The sequence below is a fragment of the Gimesia algae genome (assembly GCF_007746795.1).
Classification (GTDB): domain Bacteria; phylum Planctomycetota; class Planctomycetia; order Planctomycetales; family Planctomycetaceae; genus Gimesia; species Gimesia algae.
Genome location: NZ_CP036343.1, coordinates 5,941,218 through 5,966,017, shown reverse-complemented (window position 1 = coordinate 5,966,017; position 24,800 = coordinate 5,941,218). Strand labels below are relative to the sequence as shown.

Annotated in this window: 22 protein-coding genes; 14 read left to right on the top strand and 8 right to left on the bottom strand. The window is 49.8% G+C overall.

What is annotated here, in order from left to right; all coding sequences use genetic code 11:
* Positions 1-27 precede the first annotated feature (27 nt).
* The 3 genes from glmS to Pan161_RS22200 all read left to right on the top strand — a co-directional run bounded on the left by glmS (position 28) and on the right by Pan161_RS22200 (position 4,125).
* Positions 28-1,890, top strand: a complete 1,863-nt coding sequence (gene glmS, locus Pan161_RS22210) for a glutamine--fructose-6-phosphate transaminase (isomerizing) (protein WP_145230952.1) — start codon at positions 28-30, stop codon at positions 1,888-1,890.
* A gap of 344 nt (positions 1,891-2,234) precedes the next feature.
* A complete protein-coding gene (gene ispH / locus Pan161_RS22205; RefSeq protein ID WP_145230951.1) occupies positions 2,235-3,167 on the top strand; it encodes a 4-hydroxy-3-methylbut-2-enyl diphosphate reductase in 933 nt (310 codons plus the stop codon).
* Positions 3,168-3,303: 136 nt separating this feature from the next.
* Positions 3,304-4,125 (top strand): DUF3467 domain-containing protein, encoded by an 822-nt coding sequence (locus tag Pan161_RS22200; RefSeq protein ID WP_197995465.1) that lies wholly within the window; start codon positions 3,304-3,306, stop codon positions 4,123-4,125.
* Positions 4,126-4,174: 49 nt separating this feature from the next.
* Here the strand turns inward: Pan161_RS22200 and Pan161_RS22195 are convergent, their stop codons facing one another.
* Positions 4,175-5,308, bottom strand: coding sequence for a glycosyltransferase (locus Pan161_RS22195; RefSeq protein ID WP_145230950.1), 1,134 nt, complete (start codon positions 5,306-5,308; stop codon positions 4,175-4,177).
* Between the two features lie 438 nt (positions 5,309-5,746).
* Between Pan161_RS22195 and Pan161_RS22190 the strand changes: the two genes are divergently transcribed.
* The 6 genes from Pan161_RS22190 to deoC all read left to right on the top strand — a co-directional run bounded on the left by Pan161_RS22190 (position 5,747) and on the right by deoC (position 11,894).
* Positions 5,747-7,063, top strand: a complete 1,317-nt coding sequence (locus Pan161_RS22190) for a CpaF family protein (protein ID WP_145230949.1) — start codon at positions 5,747-5,749, stop codon at positions 7,061-7,063.
* A 61-nt stretch (positions 7,064-7,124) separates the two neighbouring features.
* The gene (locus Pan161_RS22185) at positions 7,125-8,096 is read left to right on the top strand and encodes a type II secretion system F family protein (protein WP_145230948.1); all 972 of its coding nucleotides are present in this window, start codon (positions 7,125-7,127) and stop codon (positions 8,094-8,096) included.
* A gap of 92 nt (positions 8,097-8,188) precedes the next feature.
* Positions 8,189-9,115 (top strand): type II secretion system F family protein, encoded by a 927-nt coding sequence (locus Pan161_RS22180; protein ID WP_145230947.1) that lies wholly within the window; start codon positions 8,189-8,191, stop codon positions 9,113-9,115.
* Positions 9,116-9,687: 572 nt separating this feature from the next.
* Positions 9,688-10,080, top strand: coding sequence for a hypothetical protein (locus Pan161_RS22175; RefSeq protein ID WP_145230946.1), 393 nt, complete (start codon positions 9,688-9,690; stop codon positions 10,078-10,080).
* Positions 10,081-10,266: 186 nt separating this feature from the next.
* Positions 10,267-11,190 carry a sugar phosphate isomerase/epimerase family protein gene (locus Pan161_RS22170; RefSeq protein ID WP_145230944.1) on the top strand — a complete coding sequence of 308 codons (924 nt, stop codon included), beginning with the start codon at positions 10,267-10,269 and terminating at the stop codon, positions 11,188-11,190.
* 5 nt (positions 11,191-11,195) lie between these two features.
* A complete protein-coding gene (deoC, locus tag Pan161_RS22165; RefSeq protein ID WP_145230942.1) occupies positions 11,196-11,894 on the top strand; it encodes a deoxyribose-phosphate aldolase in 699 nt (232 codons plus the stop codon).
* Between the two features lie 31 nt (positions 11,895-11,925).
* Here deoC and Pan161_RS30700 read toward each other — a convergent pair whose 3' ends face one another.
* From Pan161_RS30700 to Pan161_RS22150, 5 genes are all read right to left on the bottom strand, one after another.
* Entirely contained in the window at positions 11,926-12,093 is a 168-nt protein-coding gene (locus tag Pan161_RS30700) for a hypothetical protein (protein WP_197995464.1), read from the bottom strand.
* 164 nt (positions 12,094-12,257) lie between these two features.
* Positions 12,258-13,202 carry a DUF1559 family PulG-like putative transporter gene (locus Pan161_RS22160; RefSeq protein ID WP_145230940.1) on the bottom strand — a complete coding sequence of 315 codons (945 nt, stop codon included), beginning with the start codon at positions 13,200-13,202 and terminating at the stop codon, positions 12,258-12,260.
* Between the two features lie 482 nt (positions 13,203-13,684).
* Positions 13,685-14,611, bottom strand: a complete 927-nt coding sequence (locus Pan161_RS22155) for a DUF1559 domain-containing protein (RefSeq protein ID WP_145230938.1) — start codon at positions 14,609-14,611, stop codon at positions 13,685-13,687.
* A 498-nt stretch (positions 14,612-15,109) separates the two neighbouring features.
* Positions 15,110-15,274 carry a hypothetical protein gene (locus Pan161_RS30695; protein ID WP_197995463.1) on the bottom strand — a complete coding sequence of 55 codons (165 nt, stop codon included), beginning with the start codon at positions 15,272-15,274 and terminating at the stop codon, positions 15,110-15,112.
* 166 nt (positions 15,275-15,440) lie between these two features.
* Positions 15,441-16,118: a DUF1559 family PulG-like putative transporter gene (locus tag Pan161_RS22150; RefSeq protein WP_449267340.1), complete on the bottom strand. Its 678-nt coding sequence runs from the start codon at positions 16,116-16,118 to the stop codon at positions 15,441-15,443.
* Between the two features lie 535 nt (positions 16,119-16,653).
* Here Pan161_RS22150 and Pan161_RS22145 point away from each other — a divergent pair.
* From Pan161_RS22145 to Pan161_RS22130, 4 genes are all read left to right on the top strand, one after another.
* On the top strand, positions 16,654-16,878 hold the full coding sequence (locus Pan161_RS22145; RefSeq protein ID WP_145230934.1) for a FeoA family protein: 225 nt from the start codon (positions 16,654-16,656) through the stop codon (positions 16,876-16,878).
* A 74-nt stretch (positions 16,879-16,952) separates the two neighbouring features.
* Complete coding sequence (gene feoB / locus Pan161_RS22140) at positions 16,953-19,256, top strand: ferrous iron transport protein B (RefSeq protein WP_145230932.1); 2,304 nt, start codon at positions 16,953-16,955, stop codon at positions 19,254-19,256.
* Positions 19,257-19,309: 53 nt separating this feature from the next.
* Positions 19,310-19,504 carry a hypothetical protein gene (locus Pan161_RS22135; RefSeq protein ID WP_145230930.1) on the top strand — a complete coding sequence of 65 codons (195 nt, stop codon included), beginning with the start codon at positions 19,310-19,312 and terminating at the stop codon, positions 19,502-19,504.
* Between the two features lie 218 nt (positions 19,505-19,722).
* Positions 19,723-20,661 carry an SPFH domain-containing protein gene (locus tag Pan161_RS22130; RefSeq protein ID WP_145230928.1) on the top strand — a complete coding sequence of 313 codons (939 nt, stop codon included), beginning with the start codon at positions 19,723-19,725 and terminating at the stop codon, positions 20,659-20,661.
* A 14-nt stretch (positions 20,662-20,675) separates the two neighbouring features.
* Here the strand turns inward: Pan161_RS22130 and Pan161_RS22125 are convergent, their stop codons facing one another.
* Positions 20,676-23,012 (bottom strand): aminotransferase class III-fold pyridoxal phosphate-dependent enzyme, encoded by a 2,337-nt coding sequence (locus Pan161_RS22125; protein ID WP_145230927.1) that lies wholly within the window; start codon positions 23,010-23,012, stop codon positions 20,676-20,678.
* Complete coding sequence (locus Pan161_RS22120; protein WP_145230926.1) at positions 23,009-23,839, bottom strand: HpcH/HpaI aldolase family protein; 831 nt, start codon at positions 23,837-23,839, stop codon at positions 23,009-23,011. Before Pan161_RS22120 ends, Pan161_RS22125 begins: the two co-directional genes overlap by 4 nt.
* 177 nt (positions 23,840-24,016) lie before the next feature.
* Here Pan161_RS22120 and Pan161_RS22115 point away from each other — a divergent pair, with 177 nt between their 5' ends.
* The gene (locus tag Pan161_RS22115; RefSeq protein ID WP_145230925.1) at positions 24,017-24,727 is read left to right on the top strand and encodes a FadR/GntR family transcriptional regulator; all 711 of its coding nucleotides are present in this window, start codon (positions 24,017-24,019) and stop codon (positions 24,725-24,727) included.
* Positions 24,728-24,800: the final 73 nt, after the last annotated feature.

Below are 24,800 nucleotides of genomic sequence, written 5' to 3'. Positions count from 1 at the left end.
CCCTCATCCAGCGATGGAGCGCGAAACATGTGTGGAATAGTCGGATATATCGGGCATCGACAGGCCGGGCCTATTCTGATCAAGGGTCTGCAGAAACTGGAATATCGAGGCTATGATAGCGCCGGTGTTGCTGTTCATGATGGTTCTTCAATCCAGATTCGCAAGAAAAAAGGACGCGTCCTTGAGATGGCGTCCCTCTACAAGTCGAGTCCGGTTTCCGGTACGGCAGGTATCGGCCACACCCGTTGGGCCACGCATGGAGAAACCAACGATCAGAATTCGCATCCCCATCTGGGAGGGAATGAGGATGTGGTCATCGTTCATAATGGAGTGATTGAAAATTATACCTCGCTGCGGTCACAACTGCAGGGGCTGGGATACGTTTTTCGCACGACGACGGATACCGAGTCTGTAGCACATCTGCTGTCACATCATCTGGAAGAACAAATCAAATTTGGTTCTGACCCGGAAGAGTTGGCCACCTATCTGAAAGCGGTGGAAATCACCCTGACAAAACTCACGGGAACTTATGGCCTGGTTGTCATGTTTCGGGACCTCCCGGACACGATGATCGCCGCGCGACTGGGGAGTCCGCTGGTGATTGGCGTCGGTAAAGGCGAACATTTTATTGCCAGTGATGCGACCCCCCTGGCTGGCTATACCGACGAAGTCATTTACCTCTCCGATCACGAGATGGCTGTTCTCACCCGTGATGAGATTGAAATCTTTCACCGTGATGAAGGTCAGCAGAAACTTTCGATTCAGACTCTCGATCAGGTGAGTGTTGATTCAGAACTGGGTGACTTTGAGCATTACATGCTGAAGGAAATCTTCGAACAGCCCCAGGCTTTAGAAAACGCCATGCGTGGTCGTCTGGATGAAGATGAAGCGACTGCGAAATTTGGTGGTTTGAATCTGTCTGCACAACAGTTGAGAAAAATTGATCGCATCGTACTGACTGCCTGTGGCACCAGTTGGCACTCCGGCCTGGTGGGAGAATATCTGCTGGAAGAGTTTGCCCGGATTCCGACTGAGGTTGAGTATGCGAGTGAGCTACGCTATCGCAATCCTCCGATGTCTAACAGCACGATGATTTTTGCCATCACGCAGAGCGGTGAAACTGCGGATACGCTGGCAGCAATGCGCGAATGTAAACGGAAAGGGCATCCGACTCTGGCGATCTGTAACGTAGTCGGGTCCACCATTGCACGTGAAGCTGATGGCGGAATCTACCTGCACGCCGGTCAGGAAGTGGGGGTCGCTTCGACCAAAGCATTCACTTCACAGGTGATGGTTTTGATTCAATTGGCGTTGTTTCTGGGACGGATGCGGCATCTCTCCCATCCTGCCGGGCAACGAATTATTGATGCTCTCCATCAGGTACCCGATCAGATCCGTAAATGTCTGGAATGCAATGATCAGGTGAAGGACATCGCATTGAAGTACAGTAACTTCAATAACTTTTTGTATCTGGGACGCCTGTATAATTTCCCTGGTGCCCTGGAAGGGGCGCTGAAGCTCAAAGAGATCAGTTATATTCATGCAGAGGGATATCCGGCTGCTGAAATGAAGCATGGTCCGATTGCGCTCGTGGATGAAGTTACTCCCAGTGTGTTTATCGTACCCCGCGGACAGATTTACCCCAAAGTCATGAGCAATCTGGAAGAGGTCAAAGCACGGAAAGGACCGGTCATTGCCATCGCCTGCGAAGGAGATGATAAGATTGCTGATATTGCCGACGATGTGATTTATGTTCCCGATGTCGATGATTTTCTTCAGCCTCTCGTCACGGCAATTCCTTTACAACTGCTCTCCTACCATATTGCGCTCCAGCGTGGGTGTAATGTCGACCGACCACGTAATCTGGCAAAAAGTGTGACGGTAGAATAAGACTGATTTTCAGAAAATCACTTACTGATCTGGACCCGACATGGTGTGTCGCTGCGCGTGTCAGTCTGCCAGCAGTTGGTGAAAGCATCTGTTTCTCGCCCGAAATAAGCAAAAAACCGGTTTTCCTTTGTTGAAAGTGGGAAAAATCAACTTCCCGGATCTGGTTTCGCTTCGTGATCAGCATAGAATAGAAGCTGAGGCAGTCAGAGGGATTGCTTCTGATAGCGTTGACGCTTCACATCATTGCAGACGGGACTTCACCTCTGCCAATATTTGGGGATTGGGACACGACGCCCCTCAACAGAAATAAGAAATCGAATTTCTGTGCTACTGGAACAAAATCAATGAAAGTAATTCTGGCGAATCCCCGCGGTTTCTGCGCGGGTGTGAATATGGCAATCGAATGTCTTGAAGAAGTCATTCGCATTTTTGGCAGCAATGTCTATGTCTATCATGAGATCGTACATAATAAATATGTCGTGAATCGTTTTACGGATCAGGGGGTCACTTTTGTCAATGCGGTGAGTGAAGTACCGGAAAATTCTATTCTGGTTTTCAGCGCGCATGGTGTGTCCCCGGTGATTCGAAACGAAGCACGTGAACGCAAAATTCGCACGATCGATGCAACCTGCCCGCTGGTGACCAAGGTGCATACCGAAGCCATCAAGTATGCGGACGCTGGTTATCATATCATTTTGATTGGTCATGAGGGACACGACGAAGTCATTGGCACAATGGGGGAAGCTCCCGAAAGCATTACTCTGATCGAAACACCGGAGGAAGTCGCTGCGTTGAAATTTCCTGACGGGGCGCGACTGGCTTTTCTGACACAGACCACTTTAAGTGTGGAAGAAGCGGGCCGCGTGATTCGCAGTCTCAAGGAAAAATATCCTTCCATCGAAAGTCCACCGAAGGAAGATATCTGTTATGCCACCACAAATCGTCAGGAAGCAGTCTCTGAACTGGTATCACGAGTGGACCTGGTACTCGTCCTCGGAAGTCAGAACAGTTCCAACAGCAAGCGATTAATGGAAATTGGTAAGACTGCCGGCAAGCCCGCCTTTCTGATCGATGGAGTAGAAGAAGTACTACCGGAATGGTTCGAGCAGGCAGAAACGGTTCTGATCACAGCGGGTGCCAGTGCCCCCGAAGTCGTTGTGCAGGAACTGATTCAATTCCTGGAAGATCAATATCAGGCAGAAATCGAAAACGCGATTGTCCGCAAGGAATCAGTTCGATTTCCCCTCCCCAAAGAATTACGAGCTATTCAGACGTAGTATCAGATCGTTGGAAATGATCAAAATGCTCTGCCTGGTTTGCTGAGTGTCGTCCGAGACCCTACTATGATTATTGTAAACCAAGATCTTAGAGTCGCAAGACCGTAGAGAATCCTGAAAGAATGAAACAGTAGCCATGAGTGATAATCCGACGCCAGCAGAAGATAATGATGATTCTCCCGAATTCAACCCGGAACGCCATACGCAGGAGATCAGGCATTCCCAGGTCAGTGCCCGTGTACCGGAAGGTGTCTCGCGTGGCGTTTTCAGTACGGGAGCTGTCGTGCTGCAGGGAGGCCACGAATTTATTCTCGATTTTCTGTTACGAATTTCCACGCCTCAGCAGGTTGTCGCACGGGTCGTACTACCGATCGGAGTGGTTCCCCAGATGATACGTGCACTCCGCGACAATTTGACGAACTACGAAAATCGGTTTGGAACTCCTGTCATCCCTACGCCTTTGCCTCCCGCGGTGACTGGTTCCTCTGAATCCATCAATGTCGGAGCAGGTATCGAAACTTCTGAAACGGAGAAGCCTGCATCTTCGGTTGCGGATTCCGTTTCGGGTGCGGCTGCGGGCGGAGCGGGAGTCGTCGGAGAGACAAGAACTCCAGAATCCGGTAATCAGGAGGCTTCAGAAACCAAGATCAGCCCGGTAGAATCTGCCCAGAAACCACCTTCAGCAGAAGAACTGTATGATGAATTGAAGCTGCCCGATGAAATGCTGTGCGGCGCGTATGCGAATGCCGTTCGGATTGGACACTCGGCGACGGAATTTTCATTCGATTTCATTACCACGTTTTTCCCCCGTTCGTGTGTGTCTGCCCGCGTTCATCTGGCCGCGCCGAATATTCCTCGCCTGCTGGATTCATTGACGCATTCCTTTGAGCAGTTTCAAAGAAAAGTCGCCCAGCAACAGAAACGTCAGCCTCCACAGCAGGATGATCTGCCAGGCTGACAGGTTCAGGGTTTGGAACAGAAAGTATCTGACGCGCTACAGGTGCTATTTACTCTGTATGCCTGAGTTCCTTATCGGTGAGTGTTGTTTCGTCTGCTGGTTTGTGCTTGGAGAAAACCAGGTATCGGCAGAGTAGAAAATTGAAGCCCATGCCGACAAGAATCCCAATAAATGCCGCCAGCAGGATTCGCTTCTCAAAGAACTGGAAGGACCGGCTGAGGACCATCGTCGTCAGCCAGTTAAAGATGGCCCCTGTCAGGCAACTGCCACAATATCTCAGATACTGTTTCAGTATTGGTGCATGCTTCGCATACGAGAAGGTGATATTCCGGTTGAGCAGGAAGTTTGTGCTCATGGAGGTCCAGATCGCCAGTGCCACTGCGATTGGAGAAATCATCCAGTTTGAGAGCAGGGCAAGCATCTGCAGATTAACAAAGACTCCCGTAAGCCCAATCAGTGCGAACTGGAGGAAATAGGCATAGTTCTGAAATTTGAAATCGAAGAGTCGTTTGAGATGTTTCAGGTAGCGCAGCTGTTCCTTGAATGAGAGCTTACTGGTCCCCGCCACTCGATCCGCAAAATCGATCGGGATTTCGGTCACGTTTTGACATCGGCTCTTGACGATGAGTTCCAATCCAATTTTGTATCCCACCGGATTCAGGATCTGGCGAGACTTCAAAAAGCTCTGTCGTTTAAGTGCAAAGAAACCGGCCAGGGGGTCACTCGCTTTGGTGAAAGGGCGGGATAACCAGGTTGCCACCCGTGAATTCCATTTTCTGAACCAGCCCCAACTTTGGTCGGTAGAGCCTCCCTCGATATAGCGGCTGCCAATCACAAAGTCCGTCTGCGGCTGATTAAGTGCTGATACCAGTTCCGGAATTTTTTCGGGAGGATGGGAAAGGTCTGCATCCATGACCAGCAGGATGTCTCCTGTTGCTGCATCCAGTCCTGCTATCACGGCGGTGGAGAGTCCACGTTCTTTTTTGCGTGTGATCAATCGGAGGGGAAAGTTTTCAGCCAGTTCTTTACAAACCTGAATTGTCCCATCCGGGCTGTCGTCATCGACCACAATGATTTCCGCATCCAGTCCGGCATCAGTCAGCGCATGGTTCACACGCGGGATGAGTACCGTCAGATTTTCCGCTTCGCAATAAGTTGGAATAATGATTGATAATTGCAGCAATGTTTTTACTTTTCTGGATTGTAACGGTAATACCGTCAGGGATTACTGCTGCTGTATGTCAGAGCGCAGCAGGGGGGATGCTGGAAGTATCTGATTTTCTGTTGTGACACTCATGAAAATCCACCTCGCAGGTGTGAAAAGCAGCTGAATATAGCAATCTTATGGTCCATCAGGATTGCGATGGGATCAACCGGATTGATCCTCAGAGAGCATAGAGAGGACATCATCGGCAGAATCGTTAAGTCACACCAGCTTTATCTGATGCAGAGATGCTGCTTTTCAGCCACATTTTATTCTTAAGCCGACTTGATGTCATTTTATGAACTAAATTTAAACTGAAAAACCCTCACATCTCTCTGGAAATCTGATGTGATCGCGGATGTCGATGTCGGACAGAACATTCTGGTTTTGAAATAAAAGACACAACTTCAAGGAGTTATGAATAAGATGGCAGCTACTGGCTTTTCGCACGCCGATTCCAATATGGCTTTTGATGATCTGAAACGACTGATTCATGGCAAGCTGGTTGAAAAACTGGACCTGTCTCGTGTGGGTGATCTGGAAGGTGATTCACTGCGTCGGGAAATCCGACTGGTCATCGAGCATTTGTGTGATACGGAAAATCCACTGCTCAACCGTTCTGAACGGGAGCGGTTGATTGAAGAGATTCTGGACGAGACCTTTGGTTTCGGGCCACTCGAACTGCTGCTCAAAGATCAGGATATTGCGGATATCATGATCAACGGTCCCAAGCATGTGTTCGTGGAAAAGAATGGACGGATTGAACGTTCCAATGTCGTATTCCGCGATAATCAGCATTTACTGCAGATCCTCGACCGGATTGTTTCCAAGGTCGGACGACGTGTGGATGAAACTTCTCCGCTGGTTGACGCCCGTCTGCCTGATGGCTCGCGATTGAATGCCGTCATCCCTCCGCTGGCACTGGATGGTCCCTCGTTAACGATTCGTAAATTCGGATCGAATCCGCTGGGGCTGGAAGATCTGCTGCGGTTCGGGGCGTTTACTCCGGAAATCGCCATGCTGCTGGAAGGAGCCATTAAAGCACGCATTAATACCATCATCAGTGGTGGTACCGGCTCTGGTAAAACGACGCTGTTAAATACATTATCGGGATTTATTCAGAGTGACCACCGTGTAATTACGATCGAAGATGCGGCGGAACTTCAACTCCAACAGGAACATATTTTACGCCTGGAAACCCGTCCTCCCAACATTGAAGGCAAAGGTGCGATCTCCGCAACGGACCTGGTGAAAAACGCATTGCGTATGCGACCGGACCGGATCATCATCGGGGAATGCCGTGGCGGTGAATCACTGGACATGTTACAGGCGATGAATACCGGTCACGAAGGTTCACTGACCACCATTCACGCCAACTCTCCCCGCGATGCTGTATCCCGTCTGGAAACCATGATTACGATGGGGGGAGTGGAACTGCCTCTAAAAGCGTTGCGGCAACAATTCGCTTCCGCCGTCGATCTGATTATTCAGGTGAACCGACTGCAGGGGGGGCCTCGAAAGGTAACCCACGTGACAGAGGTTCTGAACATGGAACAGGACACTGTGATTATGCAGGATATTTTCCTGTTCATTCAGGACGGCATTGATGCTGACGGTAGAGCTTTTGGTCATTTTGAAGCAACCGGAGTACGACCGGCATTCATGGATCGACTGGAGGCAGCAGGTGTTCGTCTGCCAGGGAACCTGTTTGCCAATCGCGTCTTGCAGGGCTGAAATAAATACTGTTTTTAACAGATATAAAACACGACTTTTCAAACGATAAAGGTAATCCGAGATGGATCAGACACTCATCATCTCCATCGCTGCATTTCTGGGAATGATGGCTTTTGCAGGGGCCGTCATCTTCGTTATTAAGGATTTTTCATCCAGCAAGGCTGAAGATCGTCTGGCCGTCATTACTGGCAAAAAGAAATCAACGGAAGAGTCGGCCTCGTTGCTCAAAGAAGAATTTGTGAAGGGAGGCTTGAACAGCCTGTCTGATCAGGTGGCACACCTGTTTGAGAAGTTTGGAAATATCAAGCTGCTGTTGGAGCAGGCTGAAGCGCCGTTCAAAGCAGACACATTTCTACTAATGACCGCAGTTTGCGGTTCGCTGGGTTTTGCTGTCGCCTGGTTCACGAATGCACCTGGTCCCTTTTGCCCAGTGGCAGCAATGGGAGCTGGGGTTTTGCCGTTTATGTGGCTGTTGTTCCGTCGCAATCGGCGATTCAAAAAATTCGGGCAACAGTTACCTGATGCACTGGAACTGGTGGGGCGTGCGTTACGTTCCGGGCACAGTTTATCCTCCGGGCTCAGCGTTGTGGTTCAGGAAATGCCGCCACCGATTTCTACAGAATTTGCGTTAGCGTATGAAGAACAGAATCTGGGTGTTCCCATTGATGCAGCATTGAAAAGCATGCTGAAGCGGATGCCGAACCTGGACTTGAAGTTCTTTGTGACAGCGGTTGTCATCCAGAGGCAGGCCGGGGGTGACCTGGCTGAGATTCTGGACAAAATCGGTTACATCATCAGACAACGGTTTAAAATCATGGGACAGGTCCAGGCTTTGACGGGGGAAGGTCGTATCAGTGGAGTCGTGCTGATGGCTTTGCCGATTGCATTGTTCTTTGCTGTTTACTATCTCAATCCCGATTATGTGATGCTCCTGTTCACGGATGAAATGGGGCGGAAAATGATTGCCGGTGGTATCGTACTGCAGGTGTTGGGCGCCTTGTGGATTAAAAAGATTGTAAATATCAAAATCTGATCAGACTGGAATCCGTCGGATTTTGCCAGGTGAATAGATATCTGAAATAACATGACTGCTGATTTCATTCGTTGTATGTTGGAGAATTAAACATGGACTTTGTTCAATTAATACCATGGGCTATATTCGGAATGGTGATTGTGGGGGTGATTGCCCTGATCAACAAACTGAATTCAGATCATTCACGTGCCAACGAGCGGCTGGATGAATTACGAAATCCCCATTTGCGCAATAATCCCGATGATGCGAATTCAACCAGTTCGTTGTTAGAAAAGGCAGCTCCCGCACTCTCGAAGGCTTTAACACCAAAATCGGAACTGGAAGAAAATCAGTTAAAAGTGCGACTGGCGAATGCCGGTTATAATTCAGAAGCGGCTCCTTCCATCTTTCTCTCGTTAAAAGTTGCGTTAGGTCTCCTGGGAGTGTTGCTGGGGTCGGGCTATGGCTTTTATAACTTTGGGATGTCTCAAAATGGCTGGACTTCTCTGGTGATTGCCGGGGGAATCGGCTTTTATCTTCCTGAAATTATACTGCGTCTACTGGTTAAGGGGCGGGTAGAACGTATTTTTCTGTCACTGCCTGATGCGCTGGATCTGCTGGTGGTGTGCGTGGAGGCTGGTCTGGGGCTGGATGCCGCCATGCGACGGGTTTCTGAGGAGCTGGAAGAGACCGCGCCTGATGTGTGCAGTGAGTTTGCCTTGTGTAATCTGCAATTACAGATGGGGCGTCCACGACGGGAAGTATTGCATGATCTGGGTATTCGCAGCGGTGTGGATGATATGCGGGCATTGGCGGCGATTCTGATTCAGGCTGATAAATTTGGTTCGTCGATTGCCCAGGCTTTACGTGTGCAGTCAGACAGTATGCGCGTGAAACGCAGCCAGCTGGCCGAAGAGCAGGCGGCGATGACAGCCGTTAAGATGATCTTCCCACTGGTGCTGTTTATTTTCCCTGGTATCTTTGTGGTACTGGTAGGGCCGGCTGCGATTATGATGATCAATGGACTTCTGACAAGTTGATTAGAAACGCCGCTGCTGTTTCCTGAAAACAACAAAATGTAAACACCTTTGAACATTCTGTGAATCAAAGGTGTTTATTTTTTTACACACAATCTCACCTGTCCGATCTACGACTTATTTTCTGAAAGAATCCCTTTCAGTTTAATTGCTTTTCAGAACTAAGGCAGCGAGATATTTAACGATTACTGATTAACAAAACGGCGTCAGTCACTAATTCTTTTATCAATCTCTCTTTGGCACTTTTTTTGCGACAGTAATCCCTGAATCGGGCATTCGAGAGTGTTTGAGTACGTAGTTCGATGAAACAACTCACTTTCGAATATTCGCTGGATTGCTGTCTTGCAGCAAGAAATATGGCTAAATAAAACGTAGCCTCAGGCAAGGCACTTCCATTGATTAGATTAGTTGCATTTAAACCGGGAAACAGGTTGTCGTGTGAAAACACTTCATTTGTCGTTACCTGAGTTCAAGTGTAAATTGATTAACTGCGGATAAAGTCATTCACCCAACTTCCAGACCAGTTACTAGATTGAATACTTCAGATGCCTGCCCCACCTTCATGGCTGAAAACAATGGCAAATCAAGTGGCATCGCTGATGTATGATGTCGATATGCTTTCGCCGATCGGATGTCATTATTTCCACAACAGTAGCCGCAACGAGTGGGAAGTGTCATTGTTTGCATCCAATACCGAGATTGTCGGTGGCGAGTGGGACGGTGTCCTGGCGCCTTCCAAGTTCTGCTTCAATATCCTCAATCTGGGTGAGATATTTGAGGAAGTAGAGACTTTATACTGGCAGGCATTACCCGTCGATTATGATGATCAGTTAGGTTGCCATATTTCCATTGAAGGGAAATACCAAGGCGAGCGTGTCTGGGTGCGTGTCCTGGCAGAATCCCCGGAAGAATTCGGAGCAGGCCGCCGTATGCAGGCTTACGAATTTAACCTGAAAGAAATCTGGTAACCCCACCTGCTGTTTGACTGCTTGATTCAGTCACAACTGCCTCCCCCCATCATGTTACAGCCGCTTTGAACTTGACCGTTTCTGTTTCGGGTTGTAGACCTGTTCTTCTTAGTTGCTTATGATATCAGTCTCGGAAGCAGGTTTTCCGGAAAGACTCACACTATCGGCAGCAGGGAGGATTAGAGAATGCAACTGGGGTTTGTGACGGCCATTTTACCAGATTATGATCTACGCAGTGTATTTCAGGCGGCAGCAGAAATCGGCTATGATTGTGTGGAAGTCATGTGCTGGCCTGAAGGAAACGATTCCCGGCGCTATGCGGGAATTACCCATATTTCTGCTGAACAGTTTACCGATTCCGATGTCGCGACCATTTCACAGCTCTCCGATGAATTCGGTATCGAGATCAGTGCGCTGGGCTATTATCCGAATCCTCTCTGTCCCGATCCGGAGGAGGCCGGTAAGTATATGGAGCATATTCAGAAGGTCATCGCCGCATCGGGAAAACTGGGGATCAATCGCATGAATACCTTCATCGGCCGGGACTGGAAAAAGTCGGTCGATGAGAACTGGCCTCGTTTTCTGCAGACCTGGCCTGAGATTATTCAATCTGCGGAACAGCAACAGGTACGCATCGGTATCGAAAACTGTCCGATGTCGTTTACCCAGGACGAATGGCCGGGCGGGAAAAATCTGGCCTGCACTCCTGCGATCTGGCGGCGGATGTATGCGGATATTCCCAGTAAATATTTTGGCCTGAATTATGATCCTTCCCATCTGGTGTGGATGCAGATGGATTATGTGGCTCCTATTCGTGATTTTGCCGATCGGATATTCCATGTGCATGCCAAGGATGTGCGTGTCGATCAGCATCGGCTGGATCAGGTAGGAATTATGGCGTATCCCCTGGATTATCATACTCCCAAGTTACCTGGACTGGGTCAGGTTGACTGGGGCAGTTTCTTTTCACAATTGAATGAGATTGGTTACCAGGGACCGGTGTGTGTGGAAGTTGAGGATCGTGCCTATGAAGGCTCCACAGAATCGTGTCTGGCTGCGTTGAGACAGTGTCATACTTACCTGCGAAATTATATTCCCTGTCGAGAGTAATACTCATGGAAGATCAGTTTAAAAAAATATCAAAAATGATCGATCACTCCCTGTTAAGTCCCATATTAACTGTTCCGGAACTGGAGGCGGGCTGTCAACTGGCGTTGGCGTATGATGTGGCCAGTGTGTGTATTATGCCATTTTACCTCAAGCGATGTGCCGAAATTCTGGAACATTCCACAGTTCACCCCAGCACAACCATTGGCTTTCCGCATGGGGGACATACGGTGGTTATGAAACAGCGCGAAGCAGAACAGGCGATTCTGGATGGTTGTGAAGAACTGGACATGGTCGTCAATCTTTCGCGGGTGCTTAGTGGTGACTGGAAGTATGTGGAGAACGAAATCGGGGCGATCACCCGAATCGCGCACCAGTCAGGCCAGAAAATCAAAGTGATTTTCGAGAACTGTTATTTGACCGAAGATCAGAAAATCAGGCTGTGTCGCATTTGTGCCAGTCTGCGCGTGGACTGGGTGAAAACCTCGACCGGATATGGCACGGGAGGCGTCACATTGGATGACTTGAAGTTGATGCGGGCACACAGTCCCGACCGGGTGCAAATCAAAGCGGCAGGGGGCATCCGTACGCTGGATCAACTTCTTGAGGTTCGTGATCTGGGGGTGAGCCGCGTCGGTGCCAGTGCCACACGCGTCATTCTGGATACCTGTCGGACCCGGTTGAAGCTGCCCGCAGTTTCCTTATAAGTTCAGCGAAAATGAGAGTGTCAGGCTGAAATTACTGCATGTCCTTTCGAGCCTGCTTTTCCAGTTCCGCTTCTGCGGCAGGATCAATCTGCTGAGATTCATCAAACTCTCCCTCAACCATCGGTGCTTCTTCACCACACCCCGTAGAGAGGACGGAAAGAAAAGTGATCAACAGAGTGGTGTATATCAATTTGAGCATGGGATTAATAATTCCGGTAATAGAACTGACTCTAAAAATAGTCCAGAACGGAGCAAAACTGTGTGGTGGCATTTCAACAGGATCTTTCGAGTCAGACTCTCGTCACCTGACAGAGCCATCAGGTGACGAGATCTTGAACTCAATATAATGAAGTGACACCAGGCTTACCATTCGCCAAGAATATTACCATCGGCGGGATGTCCCAGGTCTTTCCAGATCGAGAGATCAATATTCTCTGAACCAAAACGGACTGATCCGTCAGCCAGTAGAACATGGACTCCACCCACATGCTTACTGCGGGCGGCCAGCAGTGCTGCTGTTGTACTTGAGCCTGCGCCACAGTCTGGGAATTTATCATTGGGTGGATAAACCGTCCCGAAATAATGCGATTCATAAATCTGGGCGTAGAACCAGGAATAACCCTGTTGAGCGCCTCCCGTATATGAAGGGAACCCACTGGTGACGCGACAACTGGCAGGGCAGACGCCACTTGACGGCTGATCGCTGCAGAATGGGGCGCTGGCGTAGGTTTCCGAGACCATCATGGTATTCGTGGTACCATCTTCAATGTCACGAATTCGGACATTGCTGTTTTGTGCAAAAATGGAACCTGCAATATTTGAGGTAGATGAGGCACCCGTACCGCGACAGGCCATGTAGTTTGTCGGTCCGTAAGTAGAGGAGGGCTGGCGCGAAGAATCACTGGGACAACGGACAACCGTCAATTTTTCCCTGCGGATACTGTTATTGGGAGCAGCACTGACGCCACTCTCCATCTCCCAGTTGATCTTATTGTAAATCACAGACTGGTCCAGGAAGGGAAGGATGCGGGGGATCCAGCCCAGCATACTAGTAGTCCAGGATTGAACGCCTGAACCGTAGGTTCTTCTGACATCACCGGGAGGAAACGTATTGAAGTTATCATGATAGTTGTGCAACGCGAGACCAATCTGCTTGAGATTGTTTTTGCACTGCGAACGACGGGCCGCTTCACGCGCCTGTTGAACGGCTGGCAATAATAAGGCAATCAGGATCGCGATGATGGCAATCACGACCAGCAATTCAATGAGCGTGAAACCACGCTTTCTAGTGAGCAACACTTTTTCCATAACTTGAACCCCTGCAAAAAATAAAAAAATCGTGAGCAACGAAATGATTACGATGAGGCTTAAGGCTTCACCATATGAGAGCTGGATGAAAATAAATAAGATGATCGGTTTTTAATTCGAATGTATTAACAGAGCTTCGGGTTGCGCGAATGCGCGGGAAAATGAGATAAAGTGAAGCTGCCGAGAAATTATGTTCTCAATGAAAATACACGAAGTTGCGAATTAATTCGCTATTTTTACTATAACTGATCTGAAGCATGTTTCCAGAAGAATCTGCAAAAACAAATTGAAAAACAGGTGTTTCTATCCATTACACGATCTGATGTATCCGGAAAATGTACTGCAGGAGGGATTGGACCTAGGAAGTAGCTGGTAGTTTGATCTTCACTGCAGGGAGATCCCTCAAAAAAAACGCCACCCGATCGAAAGACCCGGTGGCGTTGAATTATTAGCTGATTCAGACATTGTGTGAGTGCAGAGGCTTACCACTCACCCAGAATATTTCCATCAGCGGGATTCCCCAGATTTCTCCAGATGGTTGTGTCAATGTTGTCGCCAGCGAAGCGAACTGAGCCATCGCCGAGCAGAACATGGGCACCACCTGTGTGCTTACTGCGTGCCGACAGGTGGGCTGACTGTGAACTGGAACTACCGCCACAGTCTGGTTGTTTATTGTTGGGGGTATAAACCGTTCCATAATAGGCCGCTTCGTATAATGAAGCATACATCCAGGAATACCCCTGTTGGGCACCTCCAGTATATTTCGTACATGTGGCAGGGCAAACGCCCCCCGATGGCTGTTCCGTACACAAATCGGCACTCGCGAATGTTTCTGAAACCATCATGGTATTGGTGGTCCCATCTTCGACATCGCGGATCCGGACATCACTGTTATTCCAGAACATCGAAGTCCCTTTGTTACTGGTCGTGGTTGTATTGTTACCACGGCAAGCCATATAGTTGGTGGGACCGTAAGATGACGAGGGTTGGCGTGAAGAGTCACTGGGGCAGCGGACGGCTGGCAGTTTTTCTGCGCGAAGACTGTTGTTGGGAGCAGCACTCACTCCATGCTCCATTTCGAAGTTGATCTGGTTATAGATCACCGACTGGTCCAGGAAAGGCAGAATGCGGGGAATCCAACCCAGTTGGCTCGTAGTCCAGGATTGAACGCCGGAACCATAAGTTCTGCGGACATCTCCCGGTGGGAACATCTGGAAGTTGTCGTGATAGTTGTGCAGAGCGAGACCAATCTGCTTGAGATTATTTTTACAAGTTGAGCGACGGGCAGCTTCACGCGCCTGTTGAACGGCTGGCAATAATAATGCAATCAGGATCGCGATAATGGCAATCACGACCAACAATTCAATGAGCGTGAAACCACGCTTTTTAGTGAGCAACACTTTTTCCATAACTTGAACTCCTGAAAAAAAAATGAAACAGAGGAATACATTGAGTAAATCGATAGATGTAAAAATGCATTGCCAGACAGTCAGTTTCTGGGGCAGCAATAATGTTTCAGTTGAGTTAAGAGGTATTGAATACAGATTTCTGGCTTCGGGTTGTGTGCTAACACAAGAATGTGAATAAATTGGTAGAAGCCACATCCTGAGTAAATTCATGTGAAAAATACATGAAATTACCAGTAATTTAGATACCTCTACTATAGAGGAATCAGAGGAAGAAATCCAGTATGATCTGCGAAAAGGAGAGGGAAATGATATTTGTAAACGCTTATGTTTACTAGATTTACACGTGAACGATAATCAACCTTCTTTAGAAAGGGCTGAGATTGAGAACACTCTTTGCTTTTTATCAATTCTATTATCCACACACGATAAAAAAAGACTGCAAAATTCTGTGGTAACAGAGACTTTGCAGTCTGAATCAGCGTGACAGTGCTTGAGTAATCAGTTTTGCTGCATGGCTTTCTTTTGAGCCGCCGCTTCTTCAGCGGGATCAAGTTGATCCATTTCATTGAACGTTTCTTCCGGCGGAGCTTCTTCTCCTCCGCATCCTTGTAGAAACGTCGTGACACAGGTCAGCATCAGGATGGATAGAATGTAGCGCATCATGTTGATCCAATTCTTAGAGCTATGAGGAATAAGGAGGGGATCTCACAGAAACCGCTTCTGATTGGATCCGAGATAATTTAATCTCACTACTTTAAAAATAACGCTACTTGATTATTGAATCAAGTGGCGCTCAGAAATTTCTGCTTTGCAGAGTTAAGCGATAAGCTTACCACTCACCCAGCACGTTTCCGTCAGCGGGATTCCCCAGATTAATCCAGATCTGGGAGTCAATGCTGTCGGATGCAAACCGCACGGAACCATCACCGAGCAACGCATGAGCGCCTCCCGTGTGCTTACTGCGTGCAGCCAGATGTGCTGCCTGCGAGCTTGAGCTGGCACCACAGTCGGGCTGCTTATTATTTGGGGTGTAGGCAGTTCCGAAATATGTGGCTTCATATAAAGACGCGTACATCCACGAGTAAACCTGCTGTCCGCCTGTTAAACCGCCGTTGAAACTGGTACAGGTTGCTGGGCAGACGCCGTTCGATGCAGTAGTTTGCTCGGTGCAGAATTCTGCGCTGGCGTACGTTTCTGAAACCATGATTGTATTCGTGATCCCATCTCCGACTTCACGAATCTTCGTGTTACTGTTGTTCCAGAAGATCAAAGTAACAGGGGCACTTGCGGTGTTCATGGTTGTGCCCCGACAGGCCAGGCAGATGGTGGGGCCATCGTTGCCATCCGGCTGATGTGAAGAATCGCTGGGACAGCGGACGGCAGGAAGTTTTTCCTTCCGCAGGTTGCTGTTTGGGACGGCACTCACACCTGAGCCATAAGTTCTGCGGACATCCCCCGGTGGGAACATCTGGAAGTTGTCATGATCGTTGTGCAAGGCGAGTCCAATCTGCTTGAGATTGTTTTTGCACGTTGAGCGGCGCGCTGCTGAGCGTGCCTGTTGAACTGCAGGTAACAGCAGGGCGATCAGAGTCGCTGATATCTGTTCGTTTTGAACACAAATTAAAGTTCAGCAACAGGTTAAAGCTACGCTGTATTTTAAGAATTGAGCTGGGGAGAGGCAATGACAGGATTCTTAATATCTTCATGGAACCCCTCTATTTCATGATAATAAGTATGTTTTTATGTACATTTTTATCTGCTTAGCACGAAGTAGCTGATTTTGAAGGGGATTTTACTGTGTACAGGTCCTGCAGTAATCGCATTCTCAGGTCGTATCACTGTGAGCTGAAAAGAATCCAGACTATCTCGAAGTCGCATTCGATCCGGCAGGGCAATGGGTTACATCTATTTCAGCCTTTGATAAAGTTAAGATCTTAGTTGAAACTGAGTCTCAATTTCCTTATATTGGAGTACTCTCTACTGAAAGTTCACAAGGTGACCTCCTCCCTCCGGCTTCTTTTGTGTTGAGTTTCCAAACAGTGATGACATTGAATCAACTTATTAAAGGTCAAATTGCACGAATCACACGGATCAAAGGTGAAGACGCCATTTCCATTCGCCTGATGGAAATGGGACTCATCGATGGAGAGCAGATTCAGTTGCTGGGAAAAGCACCACTGGGTGACCCGCTGGAGTATGCAGTGCGAGGTTACCGGTTATCCCTGCGTTTAAACGAGGCCAAGTGCGTTGAAGTCGAGATTGTATAAAACAACCCCCCTCTGAATCAGAGGGTTCTGCCTGTCCTTCCTGATGAAAGCTGCGCTTTCAGATTTTAAATTCCATGACCAACTCTTCCATTGTCCCAAAACAACAAACTGTGCAACAACAGAAGATGACGATTGCCATTATCGGGAATCCGAATACGGGAAAGAGCACACTGTTCAATCTGCTCTCGGGGGGGCATGCCCATATCGGTAATTTTCCCGGAGTGACTGTCGAAAAAAAAGTGGGCAGTGTGAACTGGGACGGGCGGCAGATCGATCTGGTTGATCTGCCGGGGACTTATAGTCTGGCGCCCCGCTCGATCGATGAGATGCTGGCAGTGGATGTGCTGCTGGGCAGGCAGAAAGGGGTCCCGCGGCCCGATGCGATTATCTGCATAGCCGATGCCTCGAACCTGGAACGGAACCTGTATCTGTTCAGCCAGGTACTTGATCTGTCCACACCTGTGGTCCTGGTATTGAATATGTGTGACATGGCACGGTCCCGTGGTATTGAGATAGACGCCAAGGCGCTGTCAGAAAAACTGGGGCAACCTGTTGTTTGCACAGAAGCCCATCGCGGCAAAGGAATTCAGGAACTCAAGTCGGCGATTTTAAATATTGATCCCGGTAGCCGGCATGAAGTTCAGCAGTTATTTCCGGATGCATTTTATGCAGAGCGTTCAAAGCTGCGGGAAAAACTGGCTTCTGATCAGGATGAGAGTCCTCCTGATTTTCTGATCGACCGGCTGTTACTGGATGTGGGTGGATACGTCGAATCTTATTTTGAGCACCATTCTCATCATGGGTTGATTGATCAGCTGCATGAAGCGCGTGCACGCCTGAAGGAATCCGGGTGTGCGGTGCCTGCGACAGAAGCCCGTGTGCGTTACGGCTGGACACGTGAGCTATTAAAGGGAGTGCTTCAGCAACCGGAGGTTCAACAGGAAACGACCTCAGACAAAATCGATCGCTGGCTGACACATCCTGCGTTTGGTTTTCTGTTCTTTTTTCTTCTGATGTTTTTTGTGTTTCAGTCTGTGTTCACCTGGGCTGGTCCTGCGATGGATCTCATCGATGATGGGGGAGGGGCGGCTGCAGGAGTGGTCGAATCGATGATTGCCCCCGGTCCCCTGCGGAGTCTGCTGGTGGATGGTGTTATTGCCGGGGTGGGAGGGGTTCTGATCTTCCTGCCACAGATTGTGATTCTCTATTTCTTTATCGCCGTACTGGAAGACAGCGGTTACATGGCACGGGCTGCGTTTATCATGGATCGGCTGATGCGCAGTCTGGGGCTGAGCGGGAAATCGTTTATCCCCCTGATGTCATCCTATGCATGCGCAGTTCCGGGGATCATGGCGACACGCGTGATCGAAAATCGTCACGAACGCCTGACGACAATTCTGGTGGCGCCACTGATGAGTTGCTCTGCACGCTGGCCCGTGTATGTACTGTTCATCGCCGCATTCATTCCTAATATTGTGTACTTCTCAATCGGCAGCGTGACAGTGGTGACTCTGCCTGGAATCGTGCTGTTTGCCATGTCAACCATTGGCGCAGTCGTCGCCATTCCTGTCGCCTGGTTTCTGAAACGCGTCTGCTTTAAGGGGGATGTGGCACCGTTTGTGATGGAACTGCCCGGGTATAAATGGCCATCACCGCGGAATGTGATCTATCGCGTCTATAGTCGGGGTAAGTCATTTGTCGTGAAGGCAGGCACCCTGATTTTTGCAACGTCGATTCTGGTCTGGGCAGCCGGTTATTTTCCCGGCGATCACAGCGAGCAGTTCACGTTGCAGGAGCAGATCGAAACAGTAGATGCTTCTGTGGAGAAAGCAGAAGCACAACTGACAGCAGCGAAAGAAGATACTCTGGAAAATGTAGAAAACCTGGAAGTCCAGCTGAATAATCTTGAGGCGACTCAGTCGCTGCTGTATGAACGGCAAAATCATGTCAGCAGCCAACTGATCGAAAACAGTTATCTCGGCCAGGCAGGTCACCTGATTGAACCCGTTGTGAAGCCATTAGGCTGGGACTGGAAGATAGGAGTGGGAGTGATTGCATCGTTCCCTGCCCGGGAAGTGATCATTTCCACGTTGGGTACGATCTACAGCCTGGGAGGCGATGTGGGAGAAGATGACGAGGGGCTGATTGGATCCATTCGCGCTGCCACCTGGCCGGACGGTCGGAAGGTATTTAATATTCCTGTGGCAATTTCGATCATGGTCTTTTTCGCCTTGTGTGCCCAATGTGCTGCTACATTAATGGTGATGCGGCGGGAAACCAACAGCTGGTTCTGGCCGGTGGTTTCATTTACTTACATGACGACACTGGCCTATCTGGGAGCCCTGGTTTCTTACCAGGTCGGCATGTTGTTAATCTGATTTCGATGTGTTTCGGGGTTGGAAATGCGTTCTGATAGAAAAGGGGTGTCACGATGAATCAGATCAACTGGCAAATGGTAATGACAGTGCTCTGCATTGCTGCTGCAGTTCTGTTTCTGGTACGACGCTGTCTTCGTTTCTTCAAACAGCGTTCGGGATGCGCCGGGGGGGCCTGCTCTGGTTGCCCTTCCTCTTCCGGTGAACCTGCTAATTTCATTTCTCTGGATCAACTGAAAAAGTCGAAGTAGATTTGGCTTTACCGATCCGACCGTCTCTCCCTGGTGAATGTTCCTGTTTTCAGGTACTTCGGGAGGCAGAAATTCCGGTAATCTGACTGGTGACGGTGGGTTTCTGTTTTAAATTGCCAGAAGCGATGAAATTATTAATAGTTTAATCCGCATCTGATCAGAGTTCGTTTCACTGGATATATCACTGAATCGAGGCATCCTCAACCGGGAGAGTGAAAATGACTGAAGAACGTGTTTATCATCCGATGCCGGGTTGGTTTCCGCTGACCGTCTGCCTGGTAGGAATGCTGACAGCAGGGCTCCTGTTTGTTTTTGGGGCCGTTCAAGAGAGTGTCCCGCTGGTCTTGCTGGGCGTCCTTGCTGGTCCTGCCTGTCTGGTCGGGCTGTTTGGCTGCATGGCGATTGCCCCTAATCAGGCGCGCGTGTTGTTGCTGTTTGGAGAATACAAAGGCTCGGTAATGCAGTCTGGTTTCTTCTGGGTCAATCCGTTTTTTTCCAAGAAGAAGATTTCCTTAAGGATCCGGAATTTTGAAACCGGCTCAGTTTCTACGCCGGAGCAGAAGGATCAGGCAGGGAATATCATCCAGCACAAAATACGGTCAGGGGGGCGGCCATCCAAGGTCAATGATCGGGATGGGAATCCGATCGATATTTCAGCGGTCGTGGTCTGGCGTGTGGTGAATACTGCAGAGGCGATGTTTGAAGTGGATGATTACGAGGATTTTGTTTCGGTGCAGAGCGAAGCGGCGTTGCGGAATCTGGCCAGCCGCCATCCTTATGACAGTGAGGATCATGAACTTTCTCTAAGAGGCAATACCCAGGATATCTGTGATCAACTGAAGGTCGATATTCAGGAGCGTCTGGAAAAAGCGGGTGTGGAAGTCATTGAATCTCGTATCAGTCATCTGGCTTATGCACAGGAAATTGCCGCCGCAATGTTGCAGCGACAGCAGGCGCAGGCCGTCGTTGCTGCCCGGACCAAAATTGTAGAAGGCGCTGTCGGCATGGTGGATATGGCGTTGAAACACCTGTCCGAGGGAAAGATTGTGGAATTGAATGAAGATCGACGCGCAGCACTGGTTTCCAACCTGCTGGTTGTCTTATGCAGTGACCGGCATACACAGCCCGTGGTGAATACGGGGTCATCAGGCTCTTAACGTTTCATCACTATTTATGTCTTCGGGCTGGGAGTCAGTCGGGCGAAGCCGGAGTGCCTGACTGGTGTTTTAAGACGGCTGGAAAGATCGCCAGACGAGAGAGCCGATGTGAGTTCGGCAAAAACCGAGTCGGCAGCAGCGAAGTAATTCCGGATATGACGTGGCTGGTGGGCGAGCGTGGGATAGAAGCCACTCCCGGTCAGGAAGCCTTTTTCCAGCATACGAATGGTGAAGAGTGTGCCCAGTTCGGCAGCCTGGGGGTGGTCGAACTGATGATGCAGCAGGACGGCATGACCGACGGCTTTCACTGGTATTCCATGCTGTTGGCCCAGTTCCAGCCAGCCTGTGCGGAAGGCTTCACCAATCTGATGGATGTGTTCGCGGACATTGACCGTCTGCATTTTCCGAATGGTGGCCAGGGCAGCCGTGGAGCCCACGCCTTCGGTCCAGTAGGTACTGGAGATGAATGAAGTTTCGGCTGCATCCATCACGGAACGTCTGCCGATGATAGCCGCCACCGGATGCCCGTTCCCCAATGCTTTTGCAAAGACAGCGATGTCCGGTTCAATTCCATAGTGCAGATGAGCGCCGCCCAGAGCGAGACGCCAGCCCGTTGTGATTTCATCAATCACCAAGACCGCGCCGCATTCATCACAGAGTTCGCGGACTGCTTCCAGAAAGCCGGGGTCAGGGTGAATGTAACGCGTTGGCTCCATCACGATCGCTGCCAGTTTTGATCCTCGTTCTCTGATAATATGTCTCAGGCCGTCGATGTCATTGTAGGTGAAGGGATGTGTGGTTTCGGACAAGCCAGCGGGGACACCGGCCGGATCCAGACCGGGCAAAAGATGCTTGTCGAGGGACGTTCCGGGCTCTGTTGATTTCCGAGGCAGGTTTGTTGCCAGGTACCAGTCGCTCCAGCCATGATAACCGCACAAGGCAATTTCGTCGCGACCTGTTTTCGCGCGGGCGATGCGGACGGCGATGGCCATCGATTCTCCGCCGGTCCGGCAGAAGCGAGCCTGGTCGGACCAGGGGTGCAGGGTGGTTAACAGTTCGGCAAGTTCAACTTCTTCGGGTGAATTCAGAGAACTCATGGAGCCAAGTTGAACGCGACGAACCACAGCGTCGGTCACATCAGGATCACGGTAGCCCAGCAGGCAGGAGCCGATGCCCGAAGTGGACAGGTCGTGATAAACTTTTCCATCGAGGTCGATGACTTCACAGCCATTCGCTTCCCGGTAGTAGGCGGGCCAGCAGTCAGGGGCGAACATTTCAGGCCGCTTGCTCAGTAGCTGGGTACCACCGGGAATTAACTGTTTGGCCCGTTTATAGGTGTCCTGAGTGATATTAGCGGTTGAGTTTGTTTCAATTCCCAGCATGGCACGGGCGTTGTGGCAGAAGATGCGTTCGACGTCCGCATCATTCAGGCGTAGTGTATGGCAGGCCTGTTTGATTGCCAGCAGTGATTCCAGTCCCACACGAACTGGCTTAGCGAAGGTGGACGATTCCCATTCCACATTCTGTTCGCCCAGCCAGAGGAAACCGTCGCCGATGCTCACACAGCGACCATAAATTTCGCTGACAGAAAAATCGGTTCCGAACAGCAGGCGACTGGTACCAAATTCGCGCAAGATGGCTTCAAAAGGCTGTGACTCGCAGACGGCAGAAGTGTCGAAGAAGACGTTGTCCAGACCGCGGAGGGATGCAATGCCTTCCGTGGTGTGGTTTCCACAGAAACCCCGGGCCGCATGTGCGAGAATGAGTTTCGCATCTGGGTACTGCAGACAGTGCTCGCGGATATAGGTCTGATTGATGGGGTCTGCGATGGCCCGCGCTCGGACCATGTGCAGCATAATGGCCAGGCTGTATCGGTGGGAGAGTTCCCAGACCCATTCCGGAATGTATTCCTGAGGCTCTGCCTGCAGGGTATCTTTTCGATTGGCGTAGACATGGTAGACTTTGAAGCCGCTGTATTTGCCAGCGAGGATTTGTGCTTCTACTTCCTCCGGTGAATCTTCAGGCGTGACAAGCAGGAGTGCACGACAGCCGGGCTGATCTGCCAGTTCACTCAGAATGAACTGATTGGCGGGTTTGCGATCCAGGGTTGGCTTGGGGATGGCAAAAAACAGTCCCGCAGAAGGGCGGAGGGGGCCCATCCAGAGTTCCAGGTTCTTACAGAATTCATTCCAGCCTGAAAAGCCCTGTTCGTTTTCGGCGGCGGATGGCAGACTGGTAATGGCATCCTGTGGCCGATACAGGTGGGCATGGGCATCAAAACTGTCGGGGGGGACAAAGTCTTTGAGCTGGCTGGCAAACAGTTCCTGATCATCGGGTAAAAACTCAGTCATGATTTCTTTCCCTGCGTGTAGTGTGTGGCTGAATCTGTCAGCTGATTATCGAATGTCAAACCGATCTGGCTGAATTGCTGCTGCATCTGTTCGAGGCCGTTTTTGACGAAGATGATATCAGCCATGTGATACAGCATTCTTGCGCCCCGCTGCAGCAATTCCTGGGCGTGTTCCAGATTAAACGTAGGCATGCCCCAGTGTTTACCCTGATTGGCAGCGGCAGTGGCAATCGTCTCGATCGCAGCTTGCATTTGTGGATGATTGAACTGCCCGGGAAAACCTTCAAGAATCGAGAAGTCAGCAGGACCCAGCATCAGGGCATCGACGCCTGGGACTGCAGCGATTTCTTCCGCCTGATCGACGGCGGACTGTTCTTCGAGTTGAATGGTGATAAAAGTGTGTTCGTTGGCCTGGTTTACATAATCAGAGACAGGCATGGTGCAGTAAGGCATGTCCGCACCGGACCCGTCGAAACCTCGTTTCCCCAGAGGGGCGAACTTGGACCACTTCACGACTTCCGCTGCTTCAGCAGCATTACTGCAGCGAGGATACATGATGCCTTGCGCCCCCGCTTCGAGCATGCGACCGATTCTCATGAATTCTCCATTAGCAGGTCGGGCAAGAATATCGGAGGAGCCGACGCGGGCTGCCCGCATGAGTTGTGTGGCTGTCTCCAGGCTATAAGTATGGTGCTCCATGTCCATCCAGATGCCATCGAAGCCCATCAGGCTGGTGAGTTCGAAGAGTGAGGGATCCAGCAGATGTAACTGAGTAATCAGTACCGGTTCGTCCTGGCTGAGCTTGTGTTTGATACGGCTGGCTCTCATCGAGTCATTCCTGTTTCTGTATTGAGGAGTGTGAATACTTCAGGATATTACGTTATTGTATGATAATAAAGTCCGCAAGTGTGATAGGGGAATTATTGGGTAATGCTGGGTAAAGTCTTTTAATACGGTTTATTTGCTGTGAATTCACTCTTTTGGAAATTGACAGGGATAACTTAAATGTATGATAATAAGTGCAATATGGCTGAACCACTACAAAATTCGATGGCGACAGTTTTAGCGGAGAAAATCCGTCGGAGGATTATGAAGGAACAGCTACCTGAAGGCCATGTTTTCATGACTGAGGGGCAGCTGGCTGAGGAGTACCAGGTTTCCAGGCCCATTGTGAGAGAGGCGGTCAGCCGTTTACGGGCCTTGGGGATTCTGGATGTCAGGCAGCGTAAAGGGCTGGTCGTGCAGTGTCCTGACTTGATGCAGCTACTCTCAGACAGCATTCCCTTGTTGGCTGTTTCTCAGCAGGAGCAGCGTGAGTTGGGAATGTTGCGTTATGTGTTGGAAATTGGTGCCATTGAGCTGGCGGTCAAGTATGCGACTGTGGATCAACTGGATCGACTGGATCAGATCGTTGTTGAGATGGAGCAATATCTTGAGCGAGAAGATTGGGAGAAGGAAATCGAACTAGATCTGGCGTTTCATTCTCTGGTACTGGAAATGACAAATTCCATGTATGTAGCAGGGATGCAGCAGATTCTGGCGAAGTATTTTCGAAACATCTCTGAGACCGGTCAATCCAGTTCAGGCCAGAAAGCGCGAATTATCTGGGAGCATTCAGAGCTGGCGGCAGCGATCCGCAATCGAGATCTTGAGCATGCCCGCGTGATGATCCGGATGCAGTTTCAGGGGCTTGTTTCAGAAGCTCAGGAACAATAAAAATGGGGCTTGAGCAAATAACTCAAGCCCCACCGTTCAGGGACTAGTTGAATAAAATACCTGACTACTCAGG

Excerpts from the sequence above, each read along its gene's own strand:
- glmS (WP_145230952.1), top strand. The coding sequence starts at position 28 with ATGTGTGGAATAGTCGGATATATCGGGCATCGACAGGCCGGGCCTATT.
- ispH (WP_145230951.1), top strand. The coding sequence starts at position 2,235 with ATGAAAGTAATTCTGGCGAATCCCCGCGGTTTCTGCGCGGGTGTGAAT.
- Pan161_RS22200 (WP_197995465.1), top strand. The coding sequence starts at position 3,304 with ATGAGTGATAATCCGACGCCAGCAGAAGATAATGATGATTCTCCCGAA.
- Pan161_RS22190 (WP_145230949.1), top strand. The coding sequence starts at position 5,747 with ATGAATAAGATGGCAGCTACTGGCTTTTCGCACGCCGATTCCAATATG.
- Pan161_RS22185 (WP_145230948.1), top strand. The coding sequence starts at position 7,125 with ATGGATCAGACACTCATCATCTCCATCGCTGCATTTCTGGGAATGATG.
- Pan161_RS22180 (WP_145230947.1), top strand. The coding sequence starts at position 8,189 with ATGGACTTTGTTCAATTAATACCATGGGCTATATTCGGAATGGTGATT.
- Pan161_RS22175 (WP_145230946.1), top strand. The coding sequence starts at position 9,688 with ATGGCAAATCAAGTGGCATCGCTGATGTATGATGTCGATATGCTTTCG.
- Pan161_RS22170 (WP_145230944.1), top strand. The coding sequence starts at position 10,267 with ATGCAACTGGGGTTTGTGACGGCCATTTTACCAGATTATGATCTACGC.
- deoC (WP_145230942.1), top strand. The coding sequence starts at position 11,196 with ATGGAAGATCAGTTTAAAAAAATATCAAAAATGATCGATCACTCCCTG.
- Pan161_RS30700 (WP_197995464.1), bottom strand. The coding sequence starts at position 12,093 with ATGCTCAAATTGATATACACCACTCTGTTGATCACTTTTCTTTCCGTC.
- Pan161_RS22160 (WP_145230940.1), bottom strand. The coding sequence starts at position 13,202 with ATGGAAAAAGTGTTGCTCACTAGAAAGCGTGGTTTCACGCTCATTGAA.
- Pan161_RS22155 (WP_145230938.1), bottom strand. The coding sequence starts at position 14,611 with ATGGAAAAAGTGTTGCTCACTAAAAAGCGTGGTTTCACGCTCATTGAA.
- Pan161_RS30695 (WP_197995463.1), bottom strand. The coding sequence starts at position 15,274 with ATGATGCGCTACATTCTATCCATCCTGATGCTGACCTGTGTCACGACG.
- Pan161_RS22145 (WP_145230934.1), top strand. The coding sequence starts at position 16,654 with ATGACATTGAATCAACTTATTAAAGGTCAAATTGCACGAATCACACGG.
- feoB (WP_145230932.1), top strand. The coding sequence starts at position 16,953 with ATGACCAACTCTTCCATTGTCCCAAAACAACAAACTGTGCAACAACAG.
- Pan161_RS22135 (WP_145230930.1), top strand. The coding sequence starts at position 19,310 with ATGAATCAGATCAACTGGCAAATGGTAATGACAGTGCTCTGCATTGCT.
- Pan161_RS22130 (WP_145230928.1), top strand. The coding sequence starts at position 19,723 with ATGACTGAAGAACGTGTTTATCATCCGATGCCGGGTTGGTTTCCGCTG.
- Pan161_RS22125 (WP_145230927.1), bottom strand. The coding sequence starts at position 23,012 with ATGACTGAGTTTTTACCCGATGATCAGGAACTGTTTGCCAGCCAGCTC.
- Pan161_RS22120 (WP_145230926.1), bottom strand. The coding sequence starts at position 23,839 with ATGAGAGCCAGCCGTATCAAACACAAGCTCAGCCAGGACGAACCGGTA.
- Pan161_RS22115 (WP_145230925.1), top strand. The coding sequence starts at position 24,017 with ATGTATGATAATAAGTGCAATATGGCTGAACCACTACAAAATTCGATG.